Raw genomic sequence first — 26,827 nt, forward strand, 5'->3', positions numbered from 1 at the left:
TCAGGCCTCCTTCTTTATTTTGGTTGAAGACTTGGCCGAAGACCGGCCGAACATGTTGCGCATCAGTGTCGAGACTTCCGCGCGCCACATGTCGATTCCCACGGCCATCAGGATGATCAGGCCCAGCACGATATTCTGTACCGAGGACGGCGCGGCATTCAGGTTCAGACCATTTTGAACGATTACGATGGTCATTGCGCCCATCAGGGTCGCAAGGATGTTCCCGCGCCCTCCTGCAAGGCTGGCACCTCCGACAACCGCCGCCGCGATGGCCTGCAATTCCAGCGTTTGCCCATAGTTGGGCGAGCCGGAATTCAGGCGCGCAGACATCAGAATCGCGCCCACGGCGGTCATGAAGCCGGCAATGACGAAGGTTGTAGTCTGCACTTTGCGGACGTTGATGCCGGTCAGAACGGCGGCGGAAGGGTTGCCTCCGACAGCGTATATTTCGCGGCCGAGTTTCGTGAAGTTCATCGTGAAAGCGGCAAGGGCGTAGAAGAACAAAAGGTAGAAAAACGGCATAGGAATACCGATCACCTTGCCGTAGAAAATCGGCTCGAGCGCAGGATCGAGCGAAAAGATCGGCGAGCCGTTGTTGAAGGTCAGCGCAAGACCTCGAAAGGCGATCAGCGCCGCGAGCGTGGTGATGAACGAGGGAATGCGCCCGTAGGCCGTGATCAGGCCTATGAAAAGGCCCAGAAGACCGCCCACCAACAAGATGAGCGGCACCGCCAACACCAGCGGTATGCCCAGGAATTTCAGCATCTGTGCCAGGATCATGGTCAACAGCGCCACCATGGACCCGGAGCTTAGATCAATTCCGGCTGCAAATATGACGATGGTCGAGCCGATAGCGATTAACGCCACAATGCTGACTTGCAGGAAAAGATTCGAAAGGTTGCCGGGATTAAGAAAGCGCTCTGTGGTCAGGGCGACGATCAGGGCGACAATCACCATGGCGGCAAAGGGCCCTATCAGCTGGGTGTCAAAAATCCGCTTCATGCAAAAGCCTCCTGTGCAATGGAATGCGGACCATTTGCCGAGGCGCGAACGAGATCGCCGTGGGTTACTTCGGACGCCGCGACAATGCGCGTGATCGTTCCATGCTGAACCACAGCGATCCGGTCGCTCATTGCGAGCAGCTCGTCATGGTCGGAACTGATCAGGATGATGGATTTACCGGCGCGGGTCAGCCGGTTGATCAGTTCGTAAACCGCGATCTTGGCACCGATGTCGATACCCTGTGTCGGCTCGTCGAGGATCAAGATATCCGAGTCTGTGTACAGCCAACGCGCGATGACGATCTTTTGCTGATTGCCCCCGGACAGGAAATTGACGGTTTTTTGTTCGGCCTGAACTGAGATTTCCAAGTCTCGAACAAGCTCTTTTGTTGCCCGCTCTTCGTCTTTCAGGCGCAGGACACCAAAGCGGCTTAGGCTCCCCAGCGCAGCAGCGGTGATATTACCGCTGGCCCGGAAATTGAAGAACAGGCCGTCAAACTTGCGGTTTTCAGGAACCAGCGCGAGGCCAGCGCGGATCGCGTCGATCTCGCGGCGAAAGCGAACGGGCTTGCCATGCAGCGTCACCTGGCCTGCACGCAGTTCATCGGTCCCGAAGAGCGCGCGGGCGATCTCGGTCCGCCCACTCCCGAGCACGCCACCAAGACCCAGTACCTCACCGCGGCACAGCGTGAAGGCAACATCCCTTACTCCGGCGTCGGTGGCCAGGCCCTCCGCCTCCAGCACAACCTCATCGGTAGCGTTTTGCTCCTTAGGATAGTGCTCGCCGATGTCTTCTCCGACCATCGCATTGACGATTTCCGTGACGTTGATCTTCGTTTCTCCGCTTGCGCGCACAACACGCCCTCCGCGCAGGATTGTCACTTCGTCGACGATCCGCTCGACCTCATCAAGGCGGTGGGACACATAGAGAATGGCGGTGCCGCGGCTGCGCATATTGCGCAAAAGCTGGTGGAGACGCTCAATTTCGTCCTCTCCGAGGGCTGCCGTTGGCTCATCTAGGATGATCATACTTGCGTTCATCGCGATGGACTTGGCAATCTCGACCAACTGCTGCTCGCCCACTGACAGCGTGCCGGTGATAGCATCAGGCGAGATATTGACGTCCATTTCTGTCAGCACGCGGGCTGCGTCCCTGTGCATTTTGCCCCAGTCGATCACGCCAAAGCGCGACCTTGGCATGTTCCCTAGAAAAATATTTTCTGCTACCGACAGGGTCGGCACGATGGAAAACTCCTGAAACACCGTCGCGATGCCCAGATCCCGTGCAGCCTGAGGGTCACTGATCGTAATCGGCGTGCCGTTATACAGGATCTGTCCGCTGTCGGGTTGTTGCACACCCGAGAGCGTCTTGATCATCGTGGACTTTCCGCATCCGTTTTCGCCCAACAACCCATGGATTGACCCGGGCATGAGCTTGATACAAACCTGATCGTTCGCTAGCACACCCGGATAAGCCTTGGTGATATTGGAAAATTCCCAAATGGGAGTTGCGGATGTCATCACAGTTGCCTCGGCCGTTGCGTGCATTGCGGGTGAAATATGTCCCCGACAGCGCGCAAGTGCGCTGCCGGAGACCGGGAGGAGCCTCAGTATTCTTTGGATGGTTGTGGGAAGAGCTTCTCGGGCTCTTGCAGCACTTTGACCGCGCCAGCCTGATCCTCGATCGAGGTTGGCGTTTCGACCCAGCCGCCGGGATAAGTGCCGTTCAGCGCATCAAGGGTTGCGTGCATCGCAGCCTTGCCCATTAGGAAGGGCGAGGTGTTGACGGTGGCCGTGATGTTTCCCGCGGCGATTTCTTCCAGTCCAGAGGTATCGCCATCATTGCCCAGCAGCACGATATCGGACCGACCGAGCGCCTTGGCGGCAAAGGAAGCGCCGATGATCATGTAGTCATTGGCGGCAAAAATCATGTCGAGATCAGGATGCGACTGCAGGATATCCATCCCCGCCGTGTTGCCGCCCTCGACGTTCCATTTCCCGTCGATGGACACGACGACATCGAAGTTCTCGTTCCCCTCGATCCCGTCAAGGAAGCCGCCGACCCGTTCGGTCGAATGATAGCCCGGCTGGCCTTCAATGATCCCAACCTTCAAAGGTTTGTCACCATAGTTTTCGATCGCCCAATCAGCGAGATTATGGGTGCCGTTGCGCTGCGAATATCCGACCACACCATGAATCGGGGTCGGGAAATTTGGGATGTCCGAGTTGATCATGACAACAGCAAGGCCCTTGTCGACCGCCTGCTTGAGAAGCGGCGCCGCGGCGAATTCATCATGTGTACCAAAGATGATCGCGTCCACGTCCTGGGTCAGAACGTCCTGGATCATGCCCATTTGCCCGTTGATGTCGGCGCCTGATTGCGGGGCTAGCATGAAGACCTCGACGCCTTCCTCGGCGGCTACGGCCTTGATGCCTTCGCCGATGGCGATGTAGTAATTGAATTCGGTCGCCGGCGGCATGTAGGCGATGCGGAAAGTCTCGTTTACCGGCTTGATCGCGTCGATGGGGGCCTGAGCGCCCTCCTGCAGCGGCACCGGGGTCGGATAATCCTGAGCGATTGCAGCGGTCGCCAATGCGGCGAAGCTGACGGCCAAGGTGGTCTTGATTACGGATTTCAGCATTGTTCTCCTCCTGAGGTCTGATGGCTATCCGTTGAATGGCGCATCGATCACGCCGCGAATGCCGGGTTTGACGGCGAAGAGACCGCCGCTATCCGGTTCGTTTGCAAGCACGTCGTCACTGCTCATCAGGCGGGACGTTGTGATGTAGAGAGTGTCGAGATCCGGGCCGCCAAAGGCGCAGCAGGTGGGCTTCCAGACTGGCACATCGATCACGCAGTCGATCGTTCCGTCCGGGGCTACACGCACGACGCGACGCCCTTCCCATTCGGCGTTCCAGACCCCGCCTTCGGCATCGACGCATGACCCATCGGGCAAGCCGGGCTCGTCTGCAAAACTGGCATGAACACGGCGGTTCGAGACCGCGCCGGTTTCTGTATCGTAGTCGTAGGCCACGATCTCGCGGTCTGGCGTGTCGGCGAAAAACATCGTCGTACCGTCGGGCGAGAAACAGGTGGAGTTGGCGCAAGAGACGCCCTCTATCAGGGTACGAACTGACAGGTCGGGTGCGATGGAAATGACCGAGGAATTGGCAGTTCCGGAGACTTCGTTCATTCCCCCCAGTACAAACCGCCCCGCCCGGTCTGTGCGCCCGTCATTGAGGCGCGTTTCCCAGTTGTCGGGCTCAAACCTGTGGATCAGCTCTTCATCACCGGTCGCCGGATCGAGCAAGACCACCCGGTCGGCATAGGCCACGATCAGCCCACCCTTGCGGCGCGGCGCGAAGCAGCAGACACGGTCCTTCATGGTAGTTTTTACACTGTTCCCGCTGGCTGGGTCGTAAGACCAAAGCGCGCGCCCTTCGATGTCGGTCCACCAGACAAGCCCGTCTGCGGGATTCCAGAAAATCCCCTCTCCGTGCTCATTGCGGCAATCGACGACGCGCTTTGCGGTCATGTGTATCATCCTCCCCAGGACACGTTGATATCTGATATACCAGGTTGCATTGTCTGGTGTATCAGATATCTAATGTAATGCAATACAAATTTTGGAGGCGTTTCCGATGGCTCTCGAAAGACCGAAGTCGCTTCGCGAACTGGCGCTGGAGCATCTGCGCAAGAGCATCGTCAGCGGCAATCTGAAGATGGGGCAGACCCTCTCGGAACGCAGCATCTCGGAGGAGCTGGGGGTTTCGAAATCACCCGTACGCGAAGCGCTGGCTCAGTTGAGGGACGAGGGGCTTGTAAGCATCGAACCCCAAAAAGGCGCTCGCGTCTTCTCGCTTTCCGAATCGGAGGTCGCCCAAATTTGTGATTTCCGGCAGGCGATAGAGACGGCCGCTTTCGAGCTTGCACTCAAACGCAGCCCCAATGCGCTGGCTGATGACATGGCGCGCGTGGTGAGCGAAATGAAGTCAGCCCGTCAGGCCGGAAACGAACGGCGCTACCTGGAACTGGATACCGAGTTTCATCACCTGATCTTCTTTCATGCCGGGAACGACTATCTGACATCCAGCTACACGCGCTATGTCGGGAAGATCGCGGCCTTGCGTACGCATCTTGCGAAACTGCCACAGCACACTGAACTTTCCTATGAGGAGCATGTCGGCTTGGCCAAGGCGGTACGCAAGGGCGACATGAGCGTTATTCGGGATTTGCTGTCGCAACACATCGACCGCACGCGGCAAGCCTACGAAAGCGCTGCCATCATTCTGGAGGAAGGGATTGGCTCCTCTTAGGAAGACCAACGGCGGGGCGTTCTTCGTGCAGGGGTGCGCCCCTGGTTGCATTCCATTTTGACGGACGTTGCTTTCTATTGTTGACATCTGAAATATCAGATTGCAGTTTGTCTTTGGCAACAGGAGGTAGCTATGAAGAAGTTCTTAATGACAACTGCCGCATTTACGATGCTGGCGTCGTCTGCATTGGCAGACGTATTTCTGATGGATGGAATGGTGCCGCGCGAGGGAGACAACCGCGTTATCGAGGCGGGCACCTATCAAAAAGATGGACCGTGGAAGATCGGATTCAGCATCTGGGGGTTTGGCAACACCTGGATGATCCAGATGGCCGAAGAAGCCCGCTATGCCGCGTCTCAAAATGAAAACGTTGGCGATTTCATTTTCTCGAACGCGGATTCGAATCCGGCAAAGCAGATCGCCGATATCGAAGACATGATCGCACAAGGGGTCGACGCCATCGTCATCGCCCCGGTATCGCTCAACGCCGTTTCCCCGATCATCGACAAGGCCGCAGCGGCGGGTATTCCCGTTGTCGTGCACTCGACAGCCGTGGATACAGACAATTACACCGTGGATATTCAGGGCGACCCCCATCACTTTGGCAAGGTCATGGGCGATTTCCTCGTCGATGAACTGGGCGGCGAAGGCAATATCTGGGTACTGCGGGGTCAGGCCGGCGTCTCCGAAGACCTTTTCCGTTACGAAGGACTGCTCACGGCGCTGGAAGGGACCGACATCACGATATCCTCCGAACAGCACGGTGATTGGGCCTATGACAAGGGCAAACAGGTCTGTGAAAGCCTTGCGCTCAGCGATCCGAATCCTGATGGTATCTGGTCGTCTGGTGCAGCAATGACGCACGCCTGCATGGATGTGTTCGTCGAGCTGGGCCTTCCGATCCCGCCGATTTCCGGCGAGGGCAACAACGGGTTCTTCAAGGTCTGGAAGGCCTCCGGAGCCAAGTCGATGGCAGCCGTCTTCCCGCCAGAACAAGGTGCAGCGGCTGTTCGCGCGGCCATGGCGCTGTTGGAAGGTGAAGAGATGATGCATCGCTATGTCGGGCAGCCCGACCCGATTCTGCAGGACCAGCGTGAAGACTATCTGCGCGAAGATCTGAATGAAAACCTCTGGTTCCCGTCGTCGCTTCCTGAGGAGAAGCTGCAGGAAATCTATGGCCAGAACTGATCCATAGATCCGCTGGCGTCCGACATCGGGCGCCAGCTATTCGTTTGGGAGGACAGAACGTGATCGAAGTAGAGAATCTGTCAAAAAGCTACGGACAAGTTACTGTATTGCGTGACGTTTCCCTGGGTTGCAGTTCAGGGTCGGTTCACGCGTTGACCGGCGAAAACGGTGCTGGAAAATCAACGCTGATGAAGCTGATCGGCGGCGTCATGCGCCCCAATACTGGGCGGATTATACTTGATGGCGAAACCGTCGACTTCAAAACCCCGCGCGATGCTTTGGTGGGTGGCATATCCACTGTCTTTCAGGAATTCTCTCTGATCGAGAATCTAACAATCACCGAATCCATTTTCCTCGGCCAGGAACGCTCTGCCAAACTGGGCCTTGGCCTGTCCGAAATGCGCGACCGCACACGCGCGGTGCTGAATCATGTCGGGTTGGATATTGCTCCTGACCGCCTCATCTCGACGCTGTCAGTCGCCGAACAACAGATGGTCGAAATCGCGCGCGGCATTTCGGCCAGTGCGAAAGTCTTCATATTTGATGAGCCGACAGCGGCCCTTGGAGACGAAGATGTCACCAAGCTAAAGCGCCTGATCCGGGAGCTTCAGGACAGCGGCAAGAGTATTTTCTATGTCTCGCACCGACTGGATGAGATTTTTGACCTCTGTGATACCATCACCGTTCTCAAGGACGGTCAGCACGTGGCAACCCGTCCCGCATCCGAGCTGACGGTAGATCAATTGGTTACATTGATGGTCGGCCGTGAAATGGGGGACTGGTTTCCGCCCAGAAATACAGCGACGGACCGCCCCGCATTGTCGGTCGAAGGCCTGCTCTGCAAAGATCAAACAGAACCCGTGTCCTTTACCGCGCAACAAGGAGAGATCCTGGGTATCGCGGGACTAGAAGGACAGGGCCAGCGAGGAATCGTACGTGCTCTTGCTGGCGCAGAACCGGCTTTGGCGGGCACGATGATCAGCCATCACGACGGTTTGGACCGGACCCATGACCTGAACGCCGGGGTGGGATCGCAGGTGGCTTCGGGGGTCGCGTTTGTGCCGGAGGACCGCAAGAAAGAAGGACTCTACCTATCGCTTCCCATAGACGAGAACATCGCCATTGGCCGCCATCAAAACCGCGGGTTTTGGGGGTTCGTCGAGAACACGCGAAAAATCGTGCGGGAAATGATGGCCGGTATGAATGTTTCCGCGACCAGTGACCAACAGATCGTCGGTACACTGTCTGGCGGCAACCAGCAGAAGGTCATGCTGGGCCGGTGGCTCGCTTCGGGTGCCCATGTCTTTCTGATCGAAGAACCGACCCGTGGCGTCGACATCGGCGCCAAGGCGGAAATCTATGCTCTGCTCCGAGAGCTCGTCTCTCAAGGAAAATCCATCGTCGTTCTATCGCGTGAAATGAACGAATTGATCGGACTGTGCGACCGCATTCTCGTGGTGCGTGCAGGTGCGATTGTCGCAGAGATGAGCGCGGAATCCGCAACGGAATCCAGCATATTGCACGCCGCAATCACAGGCGAAACGCGAGAGGAGGTTTTGGCGTGACAAACCCGTTCGATTCGATCCCAGGCAACCTTGGGATATCTACAAGCTCTCGCAAGGGCGGACAGAATCTGGCTTTGCTGATTGTGATTGTTGTCGCCGTCGGACTGACAGTGTCGACCGAACAGTTCTTGTCGGCAGAGAACGCGCAGAACCTGATCGTTCAGATGACACCGTTGTTGCTTGTCGCATTGGGGCAGATGATCGTCGTCCTCACGGGCGGGCTCGATGTATCGGTGGGGGCTATGATCGGGCTTGCTGCGGCCATAGTGACCGCACCCGTTGAACCGGCATTGGCTGTCTTGCTGATCATGGTCGCTGTCACTGTTGTCGGCTCAATCAACGGGCTGACAATAGCCTTGCTGGGCATTCACCCGATCATCACAACGTTGTCCACAAGCACCGTGATCACCGGAATCGCGCTGATCCTCCGACCGACACCGGGCGGCGACGTTCCCGGGTGGCTGGCCGGCACCGCCGGACGCGACATCGCGGGCATTCCGATCGAATTGCTGTGGTGCATCCTCGCGCTTCTGCTCGCGCTCGGTTTGCTGGGTCGGACCAAGCTGGGACTCTATATTTATGCCATAGGCGGGTCCGCTGAAAACGCGCGTCTGGCGGGGATCAATGTCGTGCGTGTCACCGTGTTGTCCTATATCGCCTGTTCAGCTTTCGCCGCCCTTGCCGGGCTCTTTCTTGCGACGCGTATTTCGTCCGGGGACGCGCTGATCGGTTTGCCTTTTACACTTGCCTCGATCACGGCTGTTGCCCTGGGCGGCACGCAATTCACAGGCGGGCTGGGCGGTGCCAGGGGAACATTGCTGGGGTGCATGCTTCTGGCATTCCTCAGCAACGGAATGAACCTGTTGAACGTGTCCCCGTTTCTTCAGGCCATTGTAGCAGGCCTGTTGTTGCTCATCGCAGTCGGCTTCACCCGCCGGAAAACGATTGGGATCTGACATGGCCAACACAATGACGACACCCGCAACGGCAGAACGACAAAGCTCGCTGGCCAGACTCGGAACTGCACTACTGAAACTGCCCCCGTCGATCTTCGTGATCGTTTGTCTCGTGGTGGTCTCGCTGGCACTTGTTCCGGTCCTGACCAAATTGCCGTTTCAGATGGTGATCCTTCGCCAGGCGGCGCCAGTGGGATTGGTGATCTGCGCGCAGCTATTGGTCATGCGCGCCAATTCCATAGACCTTTCAGTGGGCGGAGTGTTCATTCTGATGAACTACCTTGTCACCAGTTCGGTTTTGCACGGCCTGCCTGACGGACTGGTGCTGGTACTCCCGGTTTTGGTGGCAATGGTTATCGGTGCGATAAACGGCTTCTTCGTGGCTGTTCTTCGCTCTTCATCGGTGGTGGTTACTTTGGCCATGGGGTCTGTATTGATGGGTTTCGTACTGCTCCTCAGCAGTGGCCGTCCACCAGGGTCGGCTGGAGATTTCATCAAGTGGTTGGGCGTCGGGAAAATTGGAATTGTCCCGATCGCAGCAATCATCTGGCTGACGGCCACACTGGCACTGGAAGTCTATCTGCGCCGCAGCGTCTACGGTCGTTTCGTACGTGTCATCGGCTCCAATACCAACGCTGCTGCGCTTTCCGGGATTCCGGTTGCCAAAACCCTGTTCACGACGCACGTCTTATCTGCTGGTTTCGCAGGCCTCGGCGGCGTTCTTCTTGCCGGGTACATTGGCATGGGGTCCGTCAAGATTGGCACGGATATCGTCATGACCTCGATCGCCGGTGTCATTCTCGGTGGTATCACCTTTGGAAAAGGGCAAAAGAGCATCATCGGCGCGATCCTGGCGGCCTACGCCCTTGCCTATGTCTTCAACATCATGACCGCCCTGAAATTTGGCGAACCGGCAAAATTGATCGTGCAAGGCATGATCATTTTCGCGGCGTCTGTCGTGGCGAGCGTCAGCAATAGGAAAACCTGAGATTATGGCCCAATATGACCATATCATTGTCGGTGGCGGGCCTGCCGGCTGTCTTCTGGCCAACCATCTTGTCGTCCAGAAATCCAGAAAGGTTCTGCTGATCGAAGCAGGGCCCACCGACAAGGGTCTGTTGTTCCGTGTCCCCGCTGGTTTCCTGAAGTTCTACACTCAAAACAAGCACTACTGGGACTATCGGGCCGAAGACGAACCGCAGCTCGGCCACCGCGGCCCACGTATGCAAAACGCCAAGGTGCTGGGCGGCGGTTCATCGGTCAATGCGATGGTGCATATAAGGGGACAGAAAGAGGACTATGACGAATGGGGTAAACTGACAGGCATCAACGGTCTGAATGGCGAAACGTTCTGGCAGATTTTCCACGATCTTGAGGCAAACAATACATTCGGAGGTGACACCCACGGTGTCTCCGGGCCTTTATATGTGTCCAACCCGACCAAACTTGATAGTCTTTCGCACGCTTTCGTCGCGTCTGCGCAAGGCGCAGGCCTGCCCTACAATCCGGACTTCAATTCAGGCCGACCCGAGGGCGTTGGCTTTTATCAGCTCAATACCAGGGACACGCGCAGATGGAGCGCTGTTGACGCGTTCATTCGCCCGATAAAATACCATCATTTGTTGACGATAATGCCGGACACACTCGTGGAAAGGGTGGTATTCGAAGGCGGCACGGCGACCGGTGTCGTCGCTCGGACGCAAGACGGCACAACAACGCTGTCATGCACGCGCGACGTGATCGTGTGTTCCGGCGCGATCAGTTCGCCAAAACTCCTGATGCTTTCCGGAATCGGATGCGCAAGGACTCTGGCAAAGCACGGGATCGACGTGCTCTACGACAACGCCAATGTCGGCCGTAATTTGATCGACCATTGTGAGGCGCCGATTGCGGCCTACACACATGATCCCTTGGGATACTACGGACTGGATCGTGGACCCCGAAGCTGGCTGGCCGGCTTGCAGTATCTTGCATTCAAGACGGGCCCCGCAGCATCGAATGGTGTCGAGGCGGGCGGCTTCTTCAGATCCACGAACAATCAGGACAGGCCTGATATCCAGATATTTTCCGTGCCCGGTATCTATCTCGACAAGGATGCGACAGACATCAAGGAATCGCATGGTCTGACGCTCAATGCTTGCTTGCTGCGTCCTGAATCTCGGGGCGAGATCAGCCTTAGATCATCTGATCCGGCGCAGCTTCCGTTAATCAGGACGGGATTTCTGACCGCGGAAAACGATCGGAAAACGATGATCTCGGCCTTGCGCAAACTGCGACAGATATTCGAACAAGCGCCGCTCAGAACCATGATCCGCAACGAGGCACTGCCAGGCGCTGCTTGTCAGAGCGATGAAGACTTCGTCGCACACATCGAGAAGTTCACAAAGACGGTTTATCACCCCATGGGAACTTGCCGAATTGGAAGAAGGGATGATCACAGGGCCGTCGTCGACGAACGGTTTTCCGTCATCGGGGTGGATCGTCTGAAAGTCGTAGACGCATCTGTCTTCCCCGGCCCTGTCTCGGGCAACACATGCATGTCAGTTTACGCAACCGCGAGATATGCTTGCCAGTTCCTGTGACGATTATCCCCGAAACGACAGTCTGATGGAATGCGATCCAGTCCCGAACGATTCACCCGTTGACATCTGACATATCAGATGTCAACGTATCTTCCAGTGGGGGGAGGTCGGCATGTTTTCAGCAATGACAAAGCGAAACGCAGAGAAAGAACCGCTTCTTCAATTGGACGGCGTGGGAAAAAGCTTTGGACACAATACCGTCTTGAATGGCATCGACTTCGATGTCCGCCCCGGCGAGATACATGCACTTTGCGGTGAAAACGGCGCAGGAAAATCCACCTGTCTTGGCTTGCTCTACGGCCTGCATCAGCCGTCAACAGGGCGAATTCTGTGCAACGGGAACGAAACCCGGATTGAGAGCACATCGCGGGCTCAATCGCTGGGCATTGGATGTGTTTTTCAGGAACTCAGCCTTGCTGGCGCGCTCAATGTCGCGGAGAACATATATGCGGGGCGCGCACCAACCCGGTTCGGGGTTGTCGACTGGCCCGAGCTGCGCCGCCGCGCCACGGCTCTACTTGCAGAGTTTGGCCTCGACATCGACGTGTCCCGTCCGGTCGACAGGCTGCCGATCAGTTCCCGCCAGATTGTTGAAATTGCAAAGGCGCTCTCACTCAACTCTCGCGTGCTCTTGTTGGATGAGCCGACATCCGCCTTGGCACCGGACGAAGTCGACGCGCTTTTCGAAATTCTGCGGGCTTTGACGCGCAAGGGCATCGGGATCGTTTACGTCAGCCACCATATGGCCGAGATCTTTCGCATTGCAGACCGCATTACAGTTCTTCGAGACGGACGTTGCATCAGCACAATGGCGGCCTCGGAGACATCCAAGGAACAAGTCGTTGCCGAAATGATCGGTGCCGCCCACCCAGGAGATGTGAGCCGTGCGGGCTATGTTGGCGGCAAAGAAGTCCTGCGCGTCAGCAACCTGACGAACCCCGGTGACTTCGAAGACATCTCTTTCACGGTGGATGCCGGAGAGATTGTCGGAATGGCCGGTCTGATGGGCGCGCGCCGAAGCGAAATCGTCCGATCCATTGTTGGTCTCGGGCGCGTCACCAGCGGAAAGATTCTATTTCACGGTGCCAACGTGACCTTTGCGTCTTTGCGCCGGGCGATGCGGGCAGGGGTCGGTTTCGTCCCCGAAGAGCGCAAGACCGAGGGGCTTTTTCTGGAACAGTCGCTGAGCGACAACCTGATCGCAGCCAGTCTGTCAGAGCATTCGACCGCAGGTCTGATGCGAGCAAAATCAATTAAACGGGCAGCCCAGACGGCGGTAGAGGCCTTCAGCGTCAAGACCAACGGCGTATCTGAGAACGTCGGGGATCTGTCAGGCGGCAACCAGCAGAAGATCATGCTCGCTAAATGGCTCAAGCGGGCCCCTGCCCTGCTGATTGTCGAGGAGCCGACAAAGGGTGTCGACGTCGGCGCAAAATTCCAGATTCACACCGAACTGCTGCGTTGCGCTGCCGAAGGCATGGCCATCCTTGTCGTGTCATCCGATTTTCCGGAGATGGTCTCGCTTTGCACACGTATCCTCGTCGTCCACGAAGGCCGGCTGATGGGCGATCTGGATGCCGCCGAGGCAACAGAAGACACACTCCTTCAGATGGCCGCCGGGACCGTGCGCCCGACCACAAGACCCTGTCATACCAATCAATCAGGAATTGCGTAGGAACGATGACTGCTCACTCCAATTTGCCTATGAGCCGACCCATGCCGCACCGCCTTTTGCAGGTATTTGTCGATATTCGCGAGCTCACGCTGATCGTTTTGATCGCCGTCATCATCATCGTGATGTCGAACATCAACCCCTACTTCCTGAGCTTTTCCAACTTCAGGGCCGTAGCGGTGGGCATGGCGCCGACGGCAATCATTGTGATCGGAATGGCAATCCTTCTGGCATCGGGCGGGTTCGATCTTTCGGTCGGGTCGGTCATGGCGCTTTCCTCGACAGTCGTCGCAATGCTGCTTTTGACCGGTATGCCCATCCCGCTTGCCGTGGTTCTCGGGCTGATCCTGGGTGGCGTGGTCGGGGTGGTCAATGGGGTCCTGGTGACGGGTATGGGGATCAATCCGCTCATCGCAACCCTGGGCACAATGTCGATTGCCCGCGGCATTGCCCTTGTCCTGACCGAAGGGTTTTCCGTGTCCAGCCTGCCCCAGTCTTTTGCATGGATCGGCAAGGCAGACATCGGCGGTTTCCCGGTGATTGTTCTGCTGACAGTGATCCTGGTGATCCTGTTCGATTTGGCCGTCAGACATACGCGCTTTTTCCGGCAAGTCTATTTCATCGGTGCGAATGAGAAAGCCGCCGTGCTGTCGGGCATCCATGTAACCCGGGTGCGCATCATCCTTTACGCGTTGACGGGGGTCTTGGCGGCCTTGGCCGGTGTCCTTTTGGCCTCACGCCTGATGACCGGCACGCCAACGGCGGGCAATGGCATTGAATTGCAGGTTCTTGCCGCGGCCGTCATTGGCGGCGCTTCCTTGCGCGGTGGCGAAGGCACCATCCTCGGGGCTTTCTTGGGCGTCGTTTTTGTGGCGCTGATCAACAACACGATGACCATGCTGGCTGTGTCGATCTACTGGCAGATGATCGTTATCGGCGGCGTGCTCGTCACCGCTGTGGCGCTCGACATGCTGATACGAAGCAAGCGGGACTGACACGCCCAAAGAATCAACGCCAAAGAATCCAAAACAGGGAGACCAAGAATGACTGACTTCAATGTAAACCGTCGCAGGCTTCTCACAGCGGGCACCACTGCTGGGCTTGCCGCCGCCTTTGGCCTGCCGATGCTATCAAGCGAAGCGATGGCGCAGGGTGCGGGCAAGGAATACGTATTCCTATCCATCGTTACGCAGGTGCCGTTCTGGGTGGATTATCGCAACGCGATGAAGGATCTTGAAGAGCTGATGGGCATCAAGGCCACCTTCACAGGTCCGCTGGACTTTGACACCGCAGCCCAGGCCCGGCAGCTGGACGAGCTTATTGCACGTCGTCCTGCGGGGATCCTCATCTTTCCTGGCGACCCGGCAACGCTGGCCCCTGGCGTTGAACGCGCCGTAGAAGCTGGAATCCCGGTGACATGCTGTATCGGGGATATCCCCGACAGCCCGCGCTCTACATTCCTGGGAATAAACGGGGTTCAGGCTGGCCGTGTCGGCGGCGAAATGCTTGCGCAGGCCATTGGCGGCAAGGGCAAGGTTATCCTCGGGACTTTCCCCGCGCCTTCCACGCTGGAGCGTGTCGAAGGTTACAAGCAGCTCTTTGCCGAAAAGTACCCCGATATTGAAGTCGTGGATGTGGTCAACGACAAGGCCGATCCATCCTACGCTCCGACAGCTTATCTCCAGGCGATTCAGGCCAATCCCGATATCGTCGGTATCGGTGGCACGGATGGCGACAGTGGCAAGGGCGCCGCGATTGCCGTCAACGAAGCGGGACGCAAGGACATCAAGATCGTCGCCATGGACCGGAACGATGACATGCTGCCCTACATCGAAGACGGGACCATCTATGGTGCCGTGGCTCAGAAATCCTATCTGGAAATATTTCTGGCCTTTCACATGATGCATTGGCAGAACACGGATGCCCTGAAGATTCTGCCGGACTGGAAAGCCGCGGGGATCAACCCGCTGCCCGAGCGTGTTGAAACCGGCGTGATGCCGATCACCGCCGAGAACGTAGCACAGTTCAAGCACGTGTAATATCGGCTCCCGGCACGACTATCTGCGCCGGGGCCACTCCGGGAGGGCCTGAAATGTCGAACAGATGGAGCGTCCATCACCTTCAACAAGATACCCTCCGGCTAACCCTCCTGCCCGGTATCGGGGGGCGTCTATGGGACGTGACATTCCAAGAAAGTTCGCTGCTTTTCCAAAATCCTGATCTCACAGGCCTGGCAATGGATGAAACCAGGGCTGGCAGCCTGCCCACGCGATCTCCACAATTCGGCTTTCCGCTCTGGGGTGGCGAAAAGACCTGGATCGCCCCAGACAGCTCTTGGGCCAACGGGGCTCCGTCTGCCGTGTTGGACAGCGGCGCATACGAGGTCACGTCCAAAGGCAGCAATCATTTGAAAATGGTCAGTCCAGTTTGTCCGAATTCTCAGTTATCGATCACACGTCTTGTCACCATCAACTCCGGCAACGAATGGACTATTGATCACAGTGTAACCAGTTACGGCTCGAGCTCTCGGTGGACAGGCATTTGGTCGGTGATGATGCTGGATACACCGGCAAAGATTGCGGTGGAGATGGACGAACCGGTGATGCAACCCGTGTTTGGCGACGTGGATGGAATGGTCGCCAAAGGCGATGGCTGCGTCGTCGCCGACTGCAAGAGGCAGCAGCAATTCAAGATCGGGCTGTCGAACCCAACTGGGCGCACAGTGATCCGTTGTTGCAAAGATACCCTTTGGCTGGAATGCCTGGTTGCGAAACCGCAGCCAAGCGACAGGTTTGCGCACCAGTATCCCTTCGAAATCTTCAACTCGGGCGACTACGATTATTGCGAGGCGGAATGGCATTCTCCCGCGCGCAGCCTTTCCCCGAATGAAACCCTGCAGTTTCGCCAAGTATTTCGTCTGTCTGCAGACAAGGACGCAACACGGTCTCTCAGGAATGAAAAGGAAATGATTTAGTGCACGTCTTGATAACAGGAGCAGGCGGACATCTTGGCCGGAAACTGTTCGACACGCTTGAACAGGATCCCGATTGCACGGTCTCTGGTCTTGACATCCGACCTGTCGATCACCCCGCCATCCACACCGTGGATATGTCCAGAGATAGCGATTGGGGCCATTTGCTCAAGGGAGTAGACGTGATTGTGCATCTGGCCGGCGACAGGGAGCCGGCGGCGTCATGGTCGTCAGCGATCAAGCACAATATGGACGTGACCCTTGCCCTGTATCATCAGGCGGTGGCTATGGGGGTTTCACGCGTCGTTCTGGCCAGTTCCAATTGGGTGCACGGTAACAAGAGATTCACAAAAGACGCCATAGACAGCGCGACCGCACCGGGCCCGGTAAACGCCTATGGCATGTCAAAGTTGTTTTGCGAACGCACTGGCGCCTATTTTGCCGAGCATCACCACTTGTCCGTCATCTGTCTACGTATCGGTTGGACACAGTGGACCCATGACAATCAGCCTGGGCCGCATATGGCGATGGGCCGATGGGGTCAGGAGATGTGGCTGAGCGACCGGGATTTTCTGCATGGGATGCGCGCCGCGATCGACGCAAAGGATGTATCCTTCGCCACACTGAATTTGATGTCCAAGAACCCGGGTATGCGTTGGGACATCGATGAGACGCGGAGGATCATCGGCTATGTCCCGAAAGATGGCAAAGCTGCGACTGTCACGCCATCAGTCGCACTGAAGTCAGCCTTCAAGAAGTTGTTGGCTGTTAAGCTCCCAAAGCTTGTCGAGACCAGATTTCCTGATTGGTGAACCGCACGGCCAAGTGCCACGGTCTATTCCAATTGTGCCAATCCCCTGCGCCACGAGAATGAGATCGAACTCTGCCTTACAAAGGGGACACAACGTGGCGCGTGGGCATGAACGAAGCAATCAAGAAGGCGACCGTCAAGCAATCGCATTGCAATATCCATCGTCGGCCAAAGCGCTGTGCCTTTAACTTGAGTAAATCTGGAACAGCTCTGTCCCGAGAACGGTGAAAGCGATGCGCGACTTTCATGTTTCAGGATTATGGCGGAATGGTATGGAAGCGCACAGCGCTGACGTCACGGCGGCTGACAACCACACGAAACGTTTGTAGATCCTGCAGGGCCTCACCCCGTCCGTATGCATCTGTGAAATCCGAGCATCAAAACCGGGTAGGTTCAATTTGAATCCAAACGGGCACCCATTGTGGCTGAACACCGAGGCATTTCTCAACGGTCGCATCATTTGACGAAGGCAAGACGCGTACGGTCGAGAGTCACGGCAACAGCGCCGATCACGATTACGCCAGTCAACAGTGTTTGATTATAGGGGTGGACCTGCGCGACGTTCAGACCATTTTTGACGATCGCGATGATCGCCACGCCGACGATGGTTTTGTGAACGCCCCCGCTGCCTCCTGAAAGAGCTGTCCCTCCGATCACCACGGCCGCGATCCCGTCAAGCAACAGGTCGTCGCCCATGCGGATCGTCCCGGCCGAGGTTCTTGCAACCATCATGACGCCGCCAATACCTGCCGCGAAAGCCGAGAGAACAAAGGCGAATATCTTGATGCGAACGACGTTGTAGCCGGACAGCATCGTTGTCGTTGGAGCTGCACCCGTTGCGAGGATCAGCCTTCCGAAATGCGTGCGCGCGCCAACAAAGGCCAAGACGAGAAAAATGAGGATCGCCCAGAGTGCAACATTCGGAATGATCCCGATGGTCGAGCCTGACGCCAGCCAACGCAGGGTTTCGTCCCTGAAAAGCACATTGCGTCCCCCGGTCAGCCAAACCGTGGCACCCCCCAAGACGGTCATCGTGCCCAGTGTCGCGACAAACGAGGGTATGCGCCCTTTGACGATCAGAAATCCATTGACGAGCCCAACGCCAACCGCTGCCAGAATGCCTACCACTATTGCGACGAATGCGGGGGCCTGCACAGTGCTGAGCATCAGCGCAGTGACGATGGCCGAAAAGGTCACGATGGCGCCAATCGACAGGTCGATTGATCCGATCAGGATAACAAATGTCAGCCCGGATGCGACAATCAACAGCACGGCCGACTGCCGCAACAAGTTCAACAGGTTCGGCGTCGACAGAAAACGCGGGTTGATCGAATAGAACAAGGCGATGAGCGCGAAAATGACTAGGAGCGGAAGAACGGCACGAAGAATGGCCAATTGCCGGTCGGAAAACAGTGTCAGAAAACCTCTCATGTCATGTGCCTCACAATATCCCTCTCGCCCGGCTTGGCCGAGACCTGTGCGTCGATTTCAGCTGAAATCCTGCCTTCACGCATGACCAGTATTCGGTTGGATAGCCCTATCAATTCGAGCAGGTCGTCAGATACCATCAGAATTGCGACGCCCTTGGCGGCCAGTTCGCGGACAATCTGGTAGATTTCGGATTTCGCTCCTACGTCGACACCGCGTGTCGGATTGTGCAGCACCATGACCGAGATATCGCGCGCCAACCATTTTGCCAGAACGACCTTTTGTTGGTTGCCACCGGACAGGTAGACGACGTCTTGTGCAGGACCGCGGGTCCTGATCGAGAGCCGTTCAATTAGACGTTTGGCAAGGATGCTTTCCTTCTTGCGCGAAATCACCCCCCTGACGGTCGACACCAGCGGTAGCGATGGCAAAGAGATGTTCTCGGCCACCGACATATAGCCGACGATACCTTCGGATTTGCGTTCCTTGGGCACATAGCCAAGCCCGCGGGATTTCACGACGGTGGCTCTATTCTTGATAGGCAATGGGTCTCCGCAAAGCGTGACCCTACCGTTTTCGGGAAACGGCTGCTGCCCGACAATGGCGCGCACAACCTCTTCCTTGCCGCAGCCGATCAGACCGCCAATACCCAGGATCTCGCCTTCGGCGACAGTCAGACTGACGGCCGAAACGTCCTGCCCGTCCAAGTTGGACACTTCTAGGCGCACGTCCCCATATGCATCGCGCTGCTTGTTCTCATGATAGAGCGCTTCATCGCGAATGCGGCCAACCATCAGCCTATGAATGGTTTCCGTATCCATTTCCGGCCCTGCGACCTCACCGGCCAGTTGACCGTCCTTGAAGACGTAGATCCGGTCGCAGAGGTCCATGTACTCGGACAGCTTGTGCGTGACGATCACGAAGGATGCCTTGTCCCGCAACCGCCGCACAGCGTCGAACAGGAGCGTTATCTCGCGTTCCCCGATAGAGGCGGTCGGCTCATCGAGCAGGATGAGAGGATGGGAAATTCCGGAATGTTCGGACAGAATGAACGCGCGCGCGATCTCGACCATTTGCCGGTCGTGGAACGGAAGGTCATCAGCAAGAACATCCACATCGATATGCGAAAACCCGAGGTCATTCAGCCTTTCGCGCGCCTCGGCACGCATCCTGCGGTGATCCAGCGCGAAACCCGCTCGGGTAAAACTGTCTTCGAAGCCGTAGAAGATATTCTCGTATATCCTCAGGTTGCCGATCAGTGCCTGTTCCTGAAAAACCATGGAAACCCCCATGGTCACCGCATTGCGATAAGACACGGGCCGATATTGCGCACTGCCCAGCACCATCGCGCCTTCTGTCGGTGCTACGACCCCGGAAATCAGCTTTAGCACCGTCGATTTGCCTGCCCCGTTCTCGCCGGCGATGCCGACGATCTCGTTGTATCCTATGCGGATCGAGATATCTGACAGGACCCGGATGTCCCCATAGGATTTTGCCAGACCCTCGGTCGAAAGCAGCCATTCGGTCATTTCACGTCCTCCACATTGGTGGAACGGGACGTCACGTAGACGGCCAACAGGATGGTCAGCCCTTTGACGGCGGTTTGAATGTAGGGGTGCAACGAAATGATGTTCATGCCGTTCGACAGGACCACGATGATCGCCACACCCAAAATGGTCAGCCGCACTCCACCTTTCCCGCCGGTGATGGCGGTTCCACCGATCACCACGGCGGTGATGGTTTCCAGCATCATGTAATCGCCCATGCTGGCAGCCCCCGTGCCCAGCCTCGACATCAGCAACGTGCCGGCCATACCGGCAAAAAGCCCCGAAAAGGCAAATGCCCCTATCTTCACCCGGTCGAGCGGAGCCCCGAGCAGACGGGCATTCGTCTCGTCCCGCCCAATCGAAAAAAGGACGCGCCCGAACCGTGTCTTTTCATGCAGGAAAGTCGCAAAGAGATAGATGATCAATGCGTACAAGACGATCACCGGCAGCGCTTGTACAGGTCCGGCATGGGTGACCCGGATCAGGCGCTCGTCTAGAATGGGGATAGACTGGCCATCCGAGATGAACAAAACCAGCCCCGACAGACTTGTCGCCATACCAAGGGTCACAAGGATCGACGGTATGCGCAGCCAGACGAACAGGGATCCGTTCAACAGCCCGAAAAAGAGCCCCGCCAGGGGGCCAACAAGAAATACCGCCAAACCGAGCTCTGGTGCCAAGGCGGCGGCGACCATGCCCGAAATGCTGGCAATCGCCCCGACCGACAGATCAATAGACCCCATTAGGATGATAATCGTCGCTCCGCAGGATGCGACCAACGTAACAGACAGTGCAAAGCTGATCGAACGCAGATTGCCCGCGGCAAGGAAGTTGGGCTCAAGGACAGAGAAGAGCACAACCAGGAGGACAAGAAACCCGAGAGTTGCGAGCGGACGATAGTCCCGATGACCGGTGTGGTTTGACATAAATGGAACCGTCCCAAGCCCACGCGGGCAAAATTTCATAAGGTATCGGGCGCCCGGCGGCGTAAGAACCGCCGGGCGCATGAAGGTCAGAATGGCAGTTTCATCTTGTAGTGATCAGCATAGAGCGCCGTCACGGACTCGAGCTCACCTGCCGAGACCGCCGTCAGATAGGCTTCCGGAAGCGCGTAACCTTCCGGCTTGTCATAAGGTGCCCACATGTCTGCCGCGTCGATGGGCCAAACAACATTCTGCGGATCCCAGTCATCGGGGTGCAGGGTCCGCGACATCTTGCGCCAATCGAAGGGCAGTTTGCCGTTGTCACCCGCGAGGAAGGTCTTCAACGCACCGACATTGTCCTTGTTCACAAGGGTGCCACCGGTATACATCATTCGCTCGACGGCCGACGGCTGGAAACCCTGGATCACGTCATACGCCCGGACCAATGCATATCCGGCCTGGTATTGCGGCATGTAGCTGATGGTTGCGAGATAGCGTCCCTCGGCGATCATGTCGAGGTTCGCAGCATTGCCGTCATGCCCCACAACCGGCACGGTAATGCCCGCTTCTTCGAGGGCCTGAACGACACCAAGCCCGATTGAGTCGTTCTGGGCATAGACGCCCCCAATTTCCCCATGGGCCACGATGGCATCTTCCATCACCTGCCGACCGTCGATCGGATTCCAGTTCCCGGGCTGGCGGACGATCAGCTTGATGTCGGGATATTCCTCCAAAGCCTTGTCCAGGCCACGTGTGCGCGCGATATCAGGCGACGCTCCGGGAAAACCGGTGATATGGACGAGGTTCCCCGCACCGCCCATTTCCTCGAACAGCACTTTCGCCAAGGAGTAGGCATTCACCACGTCATCGGCCGTGAAATACGTGCCGTAGCCCATGCCCTGGTCGATCGGGTGCATCCAGGGCAGAGTATCCCATACAGCGATATTGGTGGCATCACGCGACCCGGCGAGGTTCGTAATGTTGCGCACGTTCGCTGTGTCGTTGCTGTCGCCAAAGAAACCCTTGACCCCGTTTTCGATCTGGCTTTCGATAATCTCGATATGCTTCGCGGCCGAGCCTTCGTATTCAAGAATGCTGTAGTCCACCCCTAACGCCTCGGCGGCCTGCGTCGCGCCGACGTTCCAATCGGTGAAATAGTCATTGGCAAGGCGTGTGACGACCGAGGTGATCTTGACCGTCTCCTGCGCAAAGAGCGGGCGCGCGAGAGCGGTGTTCATCACGGACGCTGCTGCAGCAGTGCCCATGAAGCGTCTACGGTTGAGTTTCATCGGATCATTTCCTCCTGTTGTGCGCATTATGCGCTGGTTTTTTGTGTCGGATGTTTCGTGCAAGACGGCGCGGGTCATCGATTGCCCAGAACGAAATCGCTTGCCCTCTCTCCGATCATAATGGACGGCGCATTGGTGTTGCCCGAGGTGACTACGGGCATGACGGATGCGTCGGCCACGCGCAGGCCATCTACCCCGCGAACGCGAAGCTGCGGGTCCACGACGGCCATGTCATCGTGGCCGATCCGGCAGGTGCCCGCCGGGTGGTAGACTGTCTTGCCATAGGCACCCAAGAATTCCCGAAGGTCCCTGGCACTTGTGCAGGCAGGCCCCGGCATCGCTTCTTCCATCACGAATTCCCGCATCAGCGGCGAGGCCATGATTTCGCGCGCCAACTCCAGTCCACGCATCGTGGTGTCGACATCGCTTTGCTCCGATAGGTAGCGCGGGTCGATGATTGCCGGCGCAGAGGGGTCGGCACTGGCCAGTGTGACCTCTCCTCGGCTTTTCGGGCGCAGCATACAGGTGTTGATGGTCGCGCCCGGCCTGTTGATGACCGGCCGATCCATGAGGTCGAGATAGACCAGCGGAAGGAACTGCATCTGCACGTCCGGGCGCGCACCAGCGAGACCCGTCGCTGCGAAACAATGCCCCTCGACCACATTCGAGGCCGCTGGCCCGGTTCCTGTGGCCAGAAACTGAACCCCGTTGCGGATCATGCGCCAGCCCCTGTCCTGGCCAAAGTATCCATGCCGCTCTCCGGGACGGCAGAATCCGATCACGGGCACTTCGCAATGGTCGTGAAAATTCTGGCCAACGCCCGGCAATGCGACTTCGACGTCTATCCCGTGTCGGGCCAGCTCCGCTTCGGGTCCGATGCCCGACAGCATGAGTAATTTCGGCGTCGCGATCGCACCAGCTGACAGGATGATCTCTCCCTCGGTTGCAATCGTGTGGCTCTGGCCGCCTTTCCGGTAAGTTACACTGACCGCGCGACCGCCCGACAGGTTGACCCGGGTGGCAAAGGCCTCTGTGATCAGGGTCAGATTAGGATTGTCGAGCTGCCCATGCAGATAGGCGCGGGCCGAGCTGGAGCGGCGGTTGTCTCGAATGGTGACCTGGCAGAACCCCACCCCTTCTTGATGACCGCCATTGAAATCAGGGTTATAGCTGTGACCCACATCCTGCGCCGCCCGAACGAACCCACGGGACATGGGAGAAATATGCCCGATATCTGACACACCGAGCGGGCCATCGTTGCCATGATACTGACCCGAGAACCGCTGATTGCGTTCGGCGCGCTTGAAGTAGGGCAGGACGTCGTCATAGCCCCAGCCCTCGGCACCCATGTCGGCCCAGTCGTCAAAATCCTCCGCCTGCCCACGGATATACACCATAGCATTGACCGATGATCCGCCGCCCAGAACGCGCCCCTGTGGCAGAATACGTGGGCGTCCGTCCAACCCCGGTTGCGGTGTGGTCTTGTAATGGAACAAATGCTTTGTTGGCATCAGTTTGGCGAATCCAGCCGGAAGCGGCATCAAGGGATGGCTGTCTTTCGAACCGGCTTCCAGCAGCGCCACTCTGGCATCAGAGCGCGAAAGTACGCGACCAGCGAGCGCTGCTCCTGCCGATCCTCCGCCAACGATGATGTAGTCGTATGATGGCACTTTCGTCCCTCCCCATCCATAACTGACATATCAGATATTAGTGTGTCAACAGAATCTTGAAATCTGATATCTTAGGTGGGTATCGCGGTGCCCTTTAATCGGATCATCGTCAATTTGTGTGGCGCACCTATCCTGAAGCTGGATAATTTAGGAGGGATAGTTGTGAGTTCGAAGAAGCACTGGTCGCCTAGGGGCAAAGTTTCGATTCAAAGCGTCGAGCGAAGTGATTCCGGCGATCAAAGATCGTCCTCGGACGACTGCTCCACCTCCTCAGCATCGAGAAAGATAGCGGCCGATTCATCATGAAAGGCTGGCGGTTGAGGCTTCATATGTGCAAAGCACTGGGTTTTAGCATTTTACCCAAGGATTTTTTCAGAGTGCACGCGCGCTTCTTATATAGCACGCGCGGGCGATAGTCGGCGAGGGCTCTCTGATCGCGCTCAGCCTATGGAAACCAAGGGCATTCCGGTAATCAACATCAGAGAACCCACCCTTGCATTCGTTTACAAACGGTCGATTGGTGACGTGTTCCGCAAATGCAGAGAGCCAGAGAAAGGGAAGCCCGGGTGCCGGGCTTGAAAGGATAGAGAGAGTCTCATCCGGGTCCGGCGTGACAAGGACCCTGACCATGGCCAAGACCTCAACCCGCCCGAAACCCGCCAACGTGAAGAAGACCGAAGCGCCCGGATCGGCCGCGCTTGCCGGCACCGCCGATATCCGCCTGATCCCGCTCGACCAACTGGAGCCGAGCCCGCTCAACGTCCGAAAAGTAGCCGCGAGCGTCAGCGACGACGCCGAACTTCTTGCAAGCATCCGCGAGACCGGCATCAAGCAAAACCTGGTGGTTCACGCACTGTCTGAGAGACGTTTTGCCGTCGATGCCGGCGGCCGCCGCCTCAAAGCGCTGAAGCAGCTCGCCGAGGACGGCGTCATCCCTGCGGATCACCCGGTGCTCTGTCTCATCGAAGATGAGCGCGACGCCATCCTCACCTCCGCGACAGAAAACCTCCAGCGCGCGGCGATGCATCCGGCCGACCAGTTCGAGGCCTTTGATAAGATGATCGTCGAGGGTCGCAGCGAGGACGAGATCGCCCTGAGGTTCGGGGTCTCCGTCGACCTCGTGCGCCGCCGGTTGAAACTCGCTCGCGTCGCACCCGAGATCATCGAACAGTTTCGTGCTGGCGACCTAACCCTCGAATGCGTGATGGCGTTCACCCTGACCGACGACCATGACCGCCAGCTGGCGGTTTGGAATGCAGTGAAGGGCGGCTACCACATCCACCCGCAAAGTATCAAACGTCATCTGACCGAGATGGCGCATTCGGCGAACTCGGCCTTGGGTCGGTTTGTCGGCATCGAGGCCTATGAGGCGGCGGGCGGTGTACTGCTCCGCGATCTCTTTGATGATCGCGCCAGCGCCCATATGGAAAACCCCGAGCTCCTGGAGCGTCTCGCGATCGAGAAGCTGCAAGCTGCGGCGAAACCCTTCGAGGGGGCGTGGAAATGGGTCGAGGTGCATCTTTCGGTCGACTACGGTGCGTTTCGCAGTTTCGGGCGGGTCTATCCGCAGGATATCGAACCTGATCCAGACCTTCTCGACGAAGAGGAACGTCTCATCACGCGCGAGGAAGAACTGGCGGCGCAGAATGACGGCGAAGACTGGACGGACGCCGAGACGGAAGAATATTACGCCATCGAGCCGCGCCTGCGCGAGATCGAGGCTCTGCAGCGCGAACGGCAGCCGTATGCGGACGAAGATCGTGCCATCGCAGGCGTTGTTCTGACCATCGGTCATGACGGGGCGCTGCGTGTCGAGAAGGGCCTGGTGCGGCCCGAGGATATTCCTGCTGCACCTAAGCCCGACGAGACCGCCGCCGATACGGGTGGCTCTCCCTCCCCTGCCCGTCCTCATGTGACGCCGCCGACCTCCTCGACGCCGGTGCCAACCTCCGACCCGGCTGCGACTTTGCGCAAGGCAGACGGGATTTCGGCAAGCTTGGCCGACGATCTGCGGGCGACGCGCCAACACATCCTGCGGGCGCATCTGGCGGCGGATTTCGAGGTGGCGTTCGATGCGATGCTTTACGCGCTCTGCGAGCAGGCTCTGGGACGGTCCTACAACAACGAGGCGCTCGACATCTCGATCCGGCCCTTCCAGGCGCAGAACCGCGAGGTACTGCATGCGGATACCGTCGCCCAGAAAATGCTCGAGGCGCTGGAACAGGACCTCGCCACCGACTGGATGAAGCTGGAGAAGCCAGAGGACTTCCGGGCGATGTCGGCGCTGCCCATTGCCGACAAGCAGGCACTTTTCGCCTGGGCAACGGGTCTGGCGGTCAAACCCCAGCTCTCCTCCGACAATCGTCCCTCCTCGATCATCGAGGAGATCGGCGCGCGGCTCGACGTCGATGTGGCGGCCTGTTGGCGCCCGACCGCGCAAAACTACTGGGGCCGGGTCAACAAGGGCCATGCAGTGACCACGGCACGCAAGCTGATCGGCGACGACTACGCCGAGGATCGCAATCGCGAGCGCAAAGGCGATATCGCGGCCGCGATGGAGCGGGCTTTCGCGGAAACGGCCGGCGAGACGGAAGGGTTCGACGCGGCGAGGGTTGCGAAGACGACGCGCTGGCTGCCCGACGGGATGGTGTTTTCCGGTGCCACAGACGCCGGTGCCGACATGGCTGGCGATGTGCCGGAGGCCGAGGAGGGGGATGTGTCCGCCGAAGATTCCCTGACTGAGGCCGAGAGCGATGAACCGTCGTCCCTGCCCGCCTTCCTCAGCGAGGATGCGGCCTGACGAGCCGAGCACCAACCTGAACCTGACCTGAGCCTTGGGCCGTCCTCATATCGAGGGCGGCCTTTTCCGACTGACGGGTTGCCTACAGCCGATATCGGATCGGCTGG

At 57.9% G+C, this 26,827-nt stretch carries 21 protein-coding genes; 12 read left to right on the forward strand and 9 right to left on the reverse strand.

What is annotated here, in order from left to right:
• The 4 genes from Q1B16_RS19330 to Q1B16_RS19345 form a co-directional block, all read right to left on the reverse strand.
• Positions 1 to 1,002 carry an ABC transporter permease gene (locus Q1B16_RS19330; RefSeq protein WP_299792976.1) on the reverse strand — a complete coding sequence of 334 codons (1,002 nt, stop codon included), beginning with the start codon at positions 1,000 to 1,002 and terminating at the stop codon, positions 1 to 3.
• Positions 999 to 2,522, reverse strand: coding sequence for a sugar ABC transporter ATP-binding protein (locus tag Q1B16_RS19335; protein WP_299792980.1), 1,524 nt, complete (start codon positions 2,520 to 2,522; stop codon positions 999 to 1,001). Before Q1B16_RS19335 ends, Q1B16_RS19330 begins: the two co-directional genes overlap by 4 nt.
• Before the next feature lie 86 nt (positions 2,523 to 2,608).
• Positions 2,609 to 3,643, reverse strand: a complete 1,035-nt coding sequence (locus Q1B16_RS19340; RefSeq protein ID WP_299792983.1) for a sugar ABC transporter substrate-binding protein — start codon at positions 3,641 to 3,643, stop codon at positions 2,609 to 2,611.
• Between the two features lie 24 nt (positions 3,644 to 3,667).
• Positions 3,668 to 4,537 (reverse strand): SMP-30/gluconolactonase/LRE family protein, encoded by an 870-nt coding sequence (locus Q1B16_RS19345; RefSeq protein WP_299792986.1) that lies wholly within the window; start codon positions 4,535 to 4,537, stop codon positions 3,668 to 3,670.
• A gap of 106 nt (positions 4,538 to 4,643) precedes the next feature.
• Here Q1B16_RS19345 and Q1B16_RS19350 point away from each other — a divergent pair, with 106 nt between their 5' ends.
• The 11 genes from Q1B16_RS19350 to Q1B16_RS19400 all read left to right on the forward strand — a co-directional run bounded on the left by Q1B16_RS19350 (position 4,644) and on the right by Q1B16_RS19400 (position 17,064).
• Positions 4,644 to 5,318: a GntR family transcriptional regulator gene (locus tag Q1B16_RS19350; RefSeq protein ID WP_299792989.1), complete on the forward strand. Its 675-nt coding sequence runs from the start codon at positions 4,644 to 4,646 to the stop codon at positions 5,316 to 5,318.
• Positions 5,319 to 5,450: 132 nt separating this feature from the next.
• The gene (locus Q1B16_RS19355) at positions 5,451 to 6,506 is read left to right on the forward strand and encodes an ABC transporter substrate-binding protein (RefSeq protein ID WP_299792991.1); all 1,056 of its coding nucleotides are present in this window, start codon (positions 5,451 to 5,453) and stop codon (positions 6,504 to 6,506) included.
• Positions 6,507 to 6,565: 59 nt separating this feature from the next.
• Positions 6,566 to 8,071: a sugar ABC transporter ATP-binding protein gene (locus tag Q1B16_RS19360; RefSeq protein ID WP_299792994.1), complete on the forward strand. Its 1,506-nt coding sequence runs from the start codon at positions 6,566 to 6,568 to the stop codon at positions 8,069 to 8,071.
• An 83-nt stretch (positions 8,072 to 8,154) separates the two neighbouring features.
• Positions 8,155 to 9,027: an ABC transporter permease gene (locus tag Q1B16_RS19365; protein ID WP_299793171.1), complete on the forward strand. Its 873-nt coding sequence runs from the start codon at positions 8,155 to 8,157 to the stop codon at positions 9,025 to 9,027.
• 1 nt (position 9,028) lies between these two features.
• Positions 9,029 to 10,015: an ABC transporter permease gene (locus tag Q1B16_RS19370; protein WP_299792996.1), complete on the forward strand. Its 987-nt coding sequence runs from the start codon at positions 9,029 to 9,031 to the stop codon at positions 10,013 to 10,015.
• 4 nt (positions 10,016 to 10,019) lie between these two features.
• Positions 10,020 to 11,609 carry a GMC family oxidoreductase N-terminal domain-containing protein gene (locus Q1B16_RS19375; protein WP_299792999.1) on the forward strand — a complete coding sequence of 530 codons (1,590 nt, stop codon included), beginning with the start codon at positions 10,020 to 10,022 and terminating at the stop codon, positions 11,607 to 11,609.
• A gap of 112 nt (positions 11,610 to 11,721) precedes the next feature.
• Positions 11,722 to 13,284, forward strand: a complete 1,563-nt coding sequence (locus Q1B16_RS19380) for a sugar ABC transporter ATP-binding protein (protein WP_299793002.1) — start codon at positions 11,722 to 11,724, stop codon at positions 13,282 to 13,284.
• 41 nt (positions 13,285 to 13,325) lie between these two features.
• Positions 13,326 to 14,276: an ABC transporter permease gene (locus tag Q1B16_RS19385; RefSeq protein WP_299793005.1), complete on the forward strand. Its 951-nt coding sequence runs from the start codon at positions 13,326 to 13,328 to the stop codon at positions 14,274 to 14,276.
• A 48-nt stretch (positions 14,277 to 14,324) separates the two neighbouring features.
• A complete protein-coding gene (locus tag Q1B16_RS19390) occupies positions 14,325 to 15,320 on the forward strand; it encodes a substrate-binding domain-containing protein (RefSeq protein WP_299793008.1) in 996 nt (331 codons plus the stop codon).
• Positions 15,321 to 15,460: 140 nt separating this feature from the next.
• A complete protein-coding gene (locus tag Q1B16_RS19395) occupies positions 15,461 to 16,255 on the forward strand; it encodes a hypothetical protein (protein WP_299793011.1) in 795 nt (264 codons plus the stop codon).
• Positions 16,255 to 17,064, forward strand: coding sequence for an SDR family oxidoreductase (locus tag Q1B16_RS19400; protein WP_299793017.1), 810 nt, complete (start codon positions 16,255 to 16,257; stop codon positions 17,062 to 17,064). The genes Q1B16_RS19395 and Q1B16_RS19400 overlap by 1 nt, the downstream gene beginning before the upstream one ends.
• 455 nt (positions 17,065 to 17,519) lie before the next feature.
• Here Q1B16_RS19400 and Q1B16_RS19405 read toward each other — a convergent pair whose 3' ends face one another.
• From Q1B16_RS19405 to Q1B16_RS19425, 5 genes are all read right to left on the reverse strand, one after another.
• Positions 17,520 to 18,494: an ABC transporter permease gene (locus Q1B16_RS19405; protein ID WP_299793019.1), complete on the reverse strand. Its 975-nt coding sequence runs from the start codon at positions 18,492 to 18,494 to the stop codon at positions 17,520 to 17,522.
• Positions 18,491 to 20,020: a sugar ABC transporter ATP-binding protein gene (locus Q1B16_RS19410; RefSeq protein WP_299793022.1), complete on the reverse strand. Its 1,530-nt coding sequence runs from the start codon at positions 20,018 to 20,020 to the stop codon at positions 18,491 to 18,493. The genes Q1B16_RS19405 and Q1B16_RS19410 overlap by 4 nt, the downstream gene beginning before the upstream one ends.
• Entirely contained in the window at positions 20,017 to 20,964 is a 948-nt protein-coding gene (locus tag Q1B16_RS19415) for an ABC transporter permease (protein WP_299793025.1), read from the reverse strand. The genes Q1B16_RS19410 and Q1B16_RS19415 overlap by 4 nt, the downstream gene beginning before the upstream one ends.
• 86 nt (positions 20,965 to 21,050) lie before the next feature.
• Entirely contained in the window at positions 21,051 to 22,250 is a 1,200-nt protein-coding gene (locus tag Q1B16_RS19420) for a sugar ABC transporter substrate-binding protein (protein ID WP_299793027.1), read from the reverse strand.
• A gap of 74 nt (positions 22,251 to 22,324) precedes the next feature.
• Positions 22,325 to 23,920, reverse strand: coding sequence for a GMC family oxidoreductase N-terminal domain-containing protein (locus Q1B16_RS19425; protein ID WP_299793030.1), 1,596 nt, complete (start codon positions 23,918 to 23,920; stop codon positions 22,325 to 22,327).
• 628 nt (positions 23,921 to 24,548) lie between these two features.
• On the opposite strand from Q1B16_RS19425, the gene Q1B16_RS19430 reads away from it, so the two are divergent.
• A complete protein-coding gene (locus Q1B16_RS19430; protein ID WP_299793033.1) occupies positions 24,549 to 26,720 on the forward strand; it encodes a ParB/RepB/Spo0J family partition protein in 2,172 nt (723 codons plus the stop codon).
• Positions 26,721 to 26,827 lie beyond the last annotated feature (107 nt).

This window comes from uncultured Marivita sp., from assembly GCF_947488135.1.
Taxonomy (GTDB): domain Bacteria; phylum Pseudomonadota; class Alphaproteobacteria; order Rhodobacterales; family Rhodobacteraceae; genus Marivita.

Bases quoted from the DNA above. Each gene is read 5' to 3' on its own strand.
- Q1B16_RS19330 (WP_299792976.1), bottom strand. From the start codon at position 1,002: ATGAAGCGGATTTTTGACACCCAGCTGATAGGGCCCTTTGCCGCCATG.
- Q1B16_RS19335 (WP_299792980.1), bottom strand. From the start codon at position 2,522: ATGACATCCGCAACTCCCATTTGGGAATTTTCCAATATCACCAAGGCT.
- Q1B16_RS19340 (WP_299792983.1), bottom strand. From the start codon at position 3,643: ATGCTGAAATCCGTAATCAAGACCACCTTGGCCGTCAGCTTCGCCGCA.
- Q1B16_RS19345 (WP_299792986.1), bottom strand. From the start codon at position 4,537: ATGACCGCAAAGCGCGTCGTCGATTGCCGCAATGAGCACGGAGAGGGG.
- Q1B16_RS19350 (WP_299792989.1), top strand. From the start codon at position 4,644: ATGGCTCTCGAAAGACCGAAGTCGCTTCGCGAACTGGCGCTGGAGCAT.
- Q1B16_RS19355 (WP_299792991.1), top strand. From the start codon at position 5,451: ATGAAGAAGTTCTTAATGACAACTGCCGCATTTACGATGCTGGCGTCG.
- Q1B16_RS19370 (WP_299792996.1), top strand. From the start codon at position 9,029: ATGGCCAACACAATGACGACACCCGCAACGGCAGAACGACAAAGCTCG.
- Q1B16_RS19375 (WP_299792999.1), top strand. From the start codon at position 10,020: ATGGCCCAATATGACCATATCATTGTCGGTGGCGGGCCTGCCGGCTGT.
- Q1B16_RS19380 (WP_299793002.1), top strand. From the start codon at position 11,722: ATGTTTTCAGCAATGACAAAGCGAAACGCAGAGAAAGAACCGCTTCTT.
- Q1B16_RS19385 (WP_299793005.1), top strand. From the start codon at position 13,326: ATGCCGCACCGCCTTTTGCAGGTATTTGTCGATATTCGCGAGCTCACG.
- Q1B16_RS19390 (WP_299793008.1), top strand. From the start codon at position 14,325: ATGACTGACTTCAATGTAAACCGTCGCAGGCTTCTCACAGCGGGCACC.
- Q1B16_RS19405 (WP_299793019.1), bottom strand. From the start codon at position 18,494: ATGAGAGGTTTTCTGACACTGTTTTCCGACCGGCAATTGGCCATTCTT.
- Q1B16_RS19410 (WP_299793022.1), bottom strand. From the start codon at position 20,020: ATGACCGAATGGCTGCTTTCGACCGAGGGTCTGGCAAAATCCTATGGG.
- Q1B16_RS19415 (WP_299793025.1), bottom strand. From the start codon at position 20,964: ATGTCAAACCACACCGGTCATCGGGACTATCGTCCGCTCGCAACTCTC.
- Q1B16_RS19420 (WP_299793027.1), bottom strand. From the start codon at position 22,250: ATGAAACTCAACCGTAGACGCTTCATGGGCACTGCTGCAGCAGCGTCC.
- Q1B16_RS19430 (WP_299793033.1), top strand. From the start codon at position 24,549: ATGGCCAAGACCTCAACCCGCCCGAAACCCGCCAACGTGAAGAAGACC.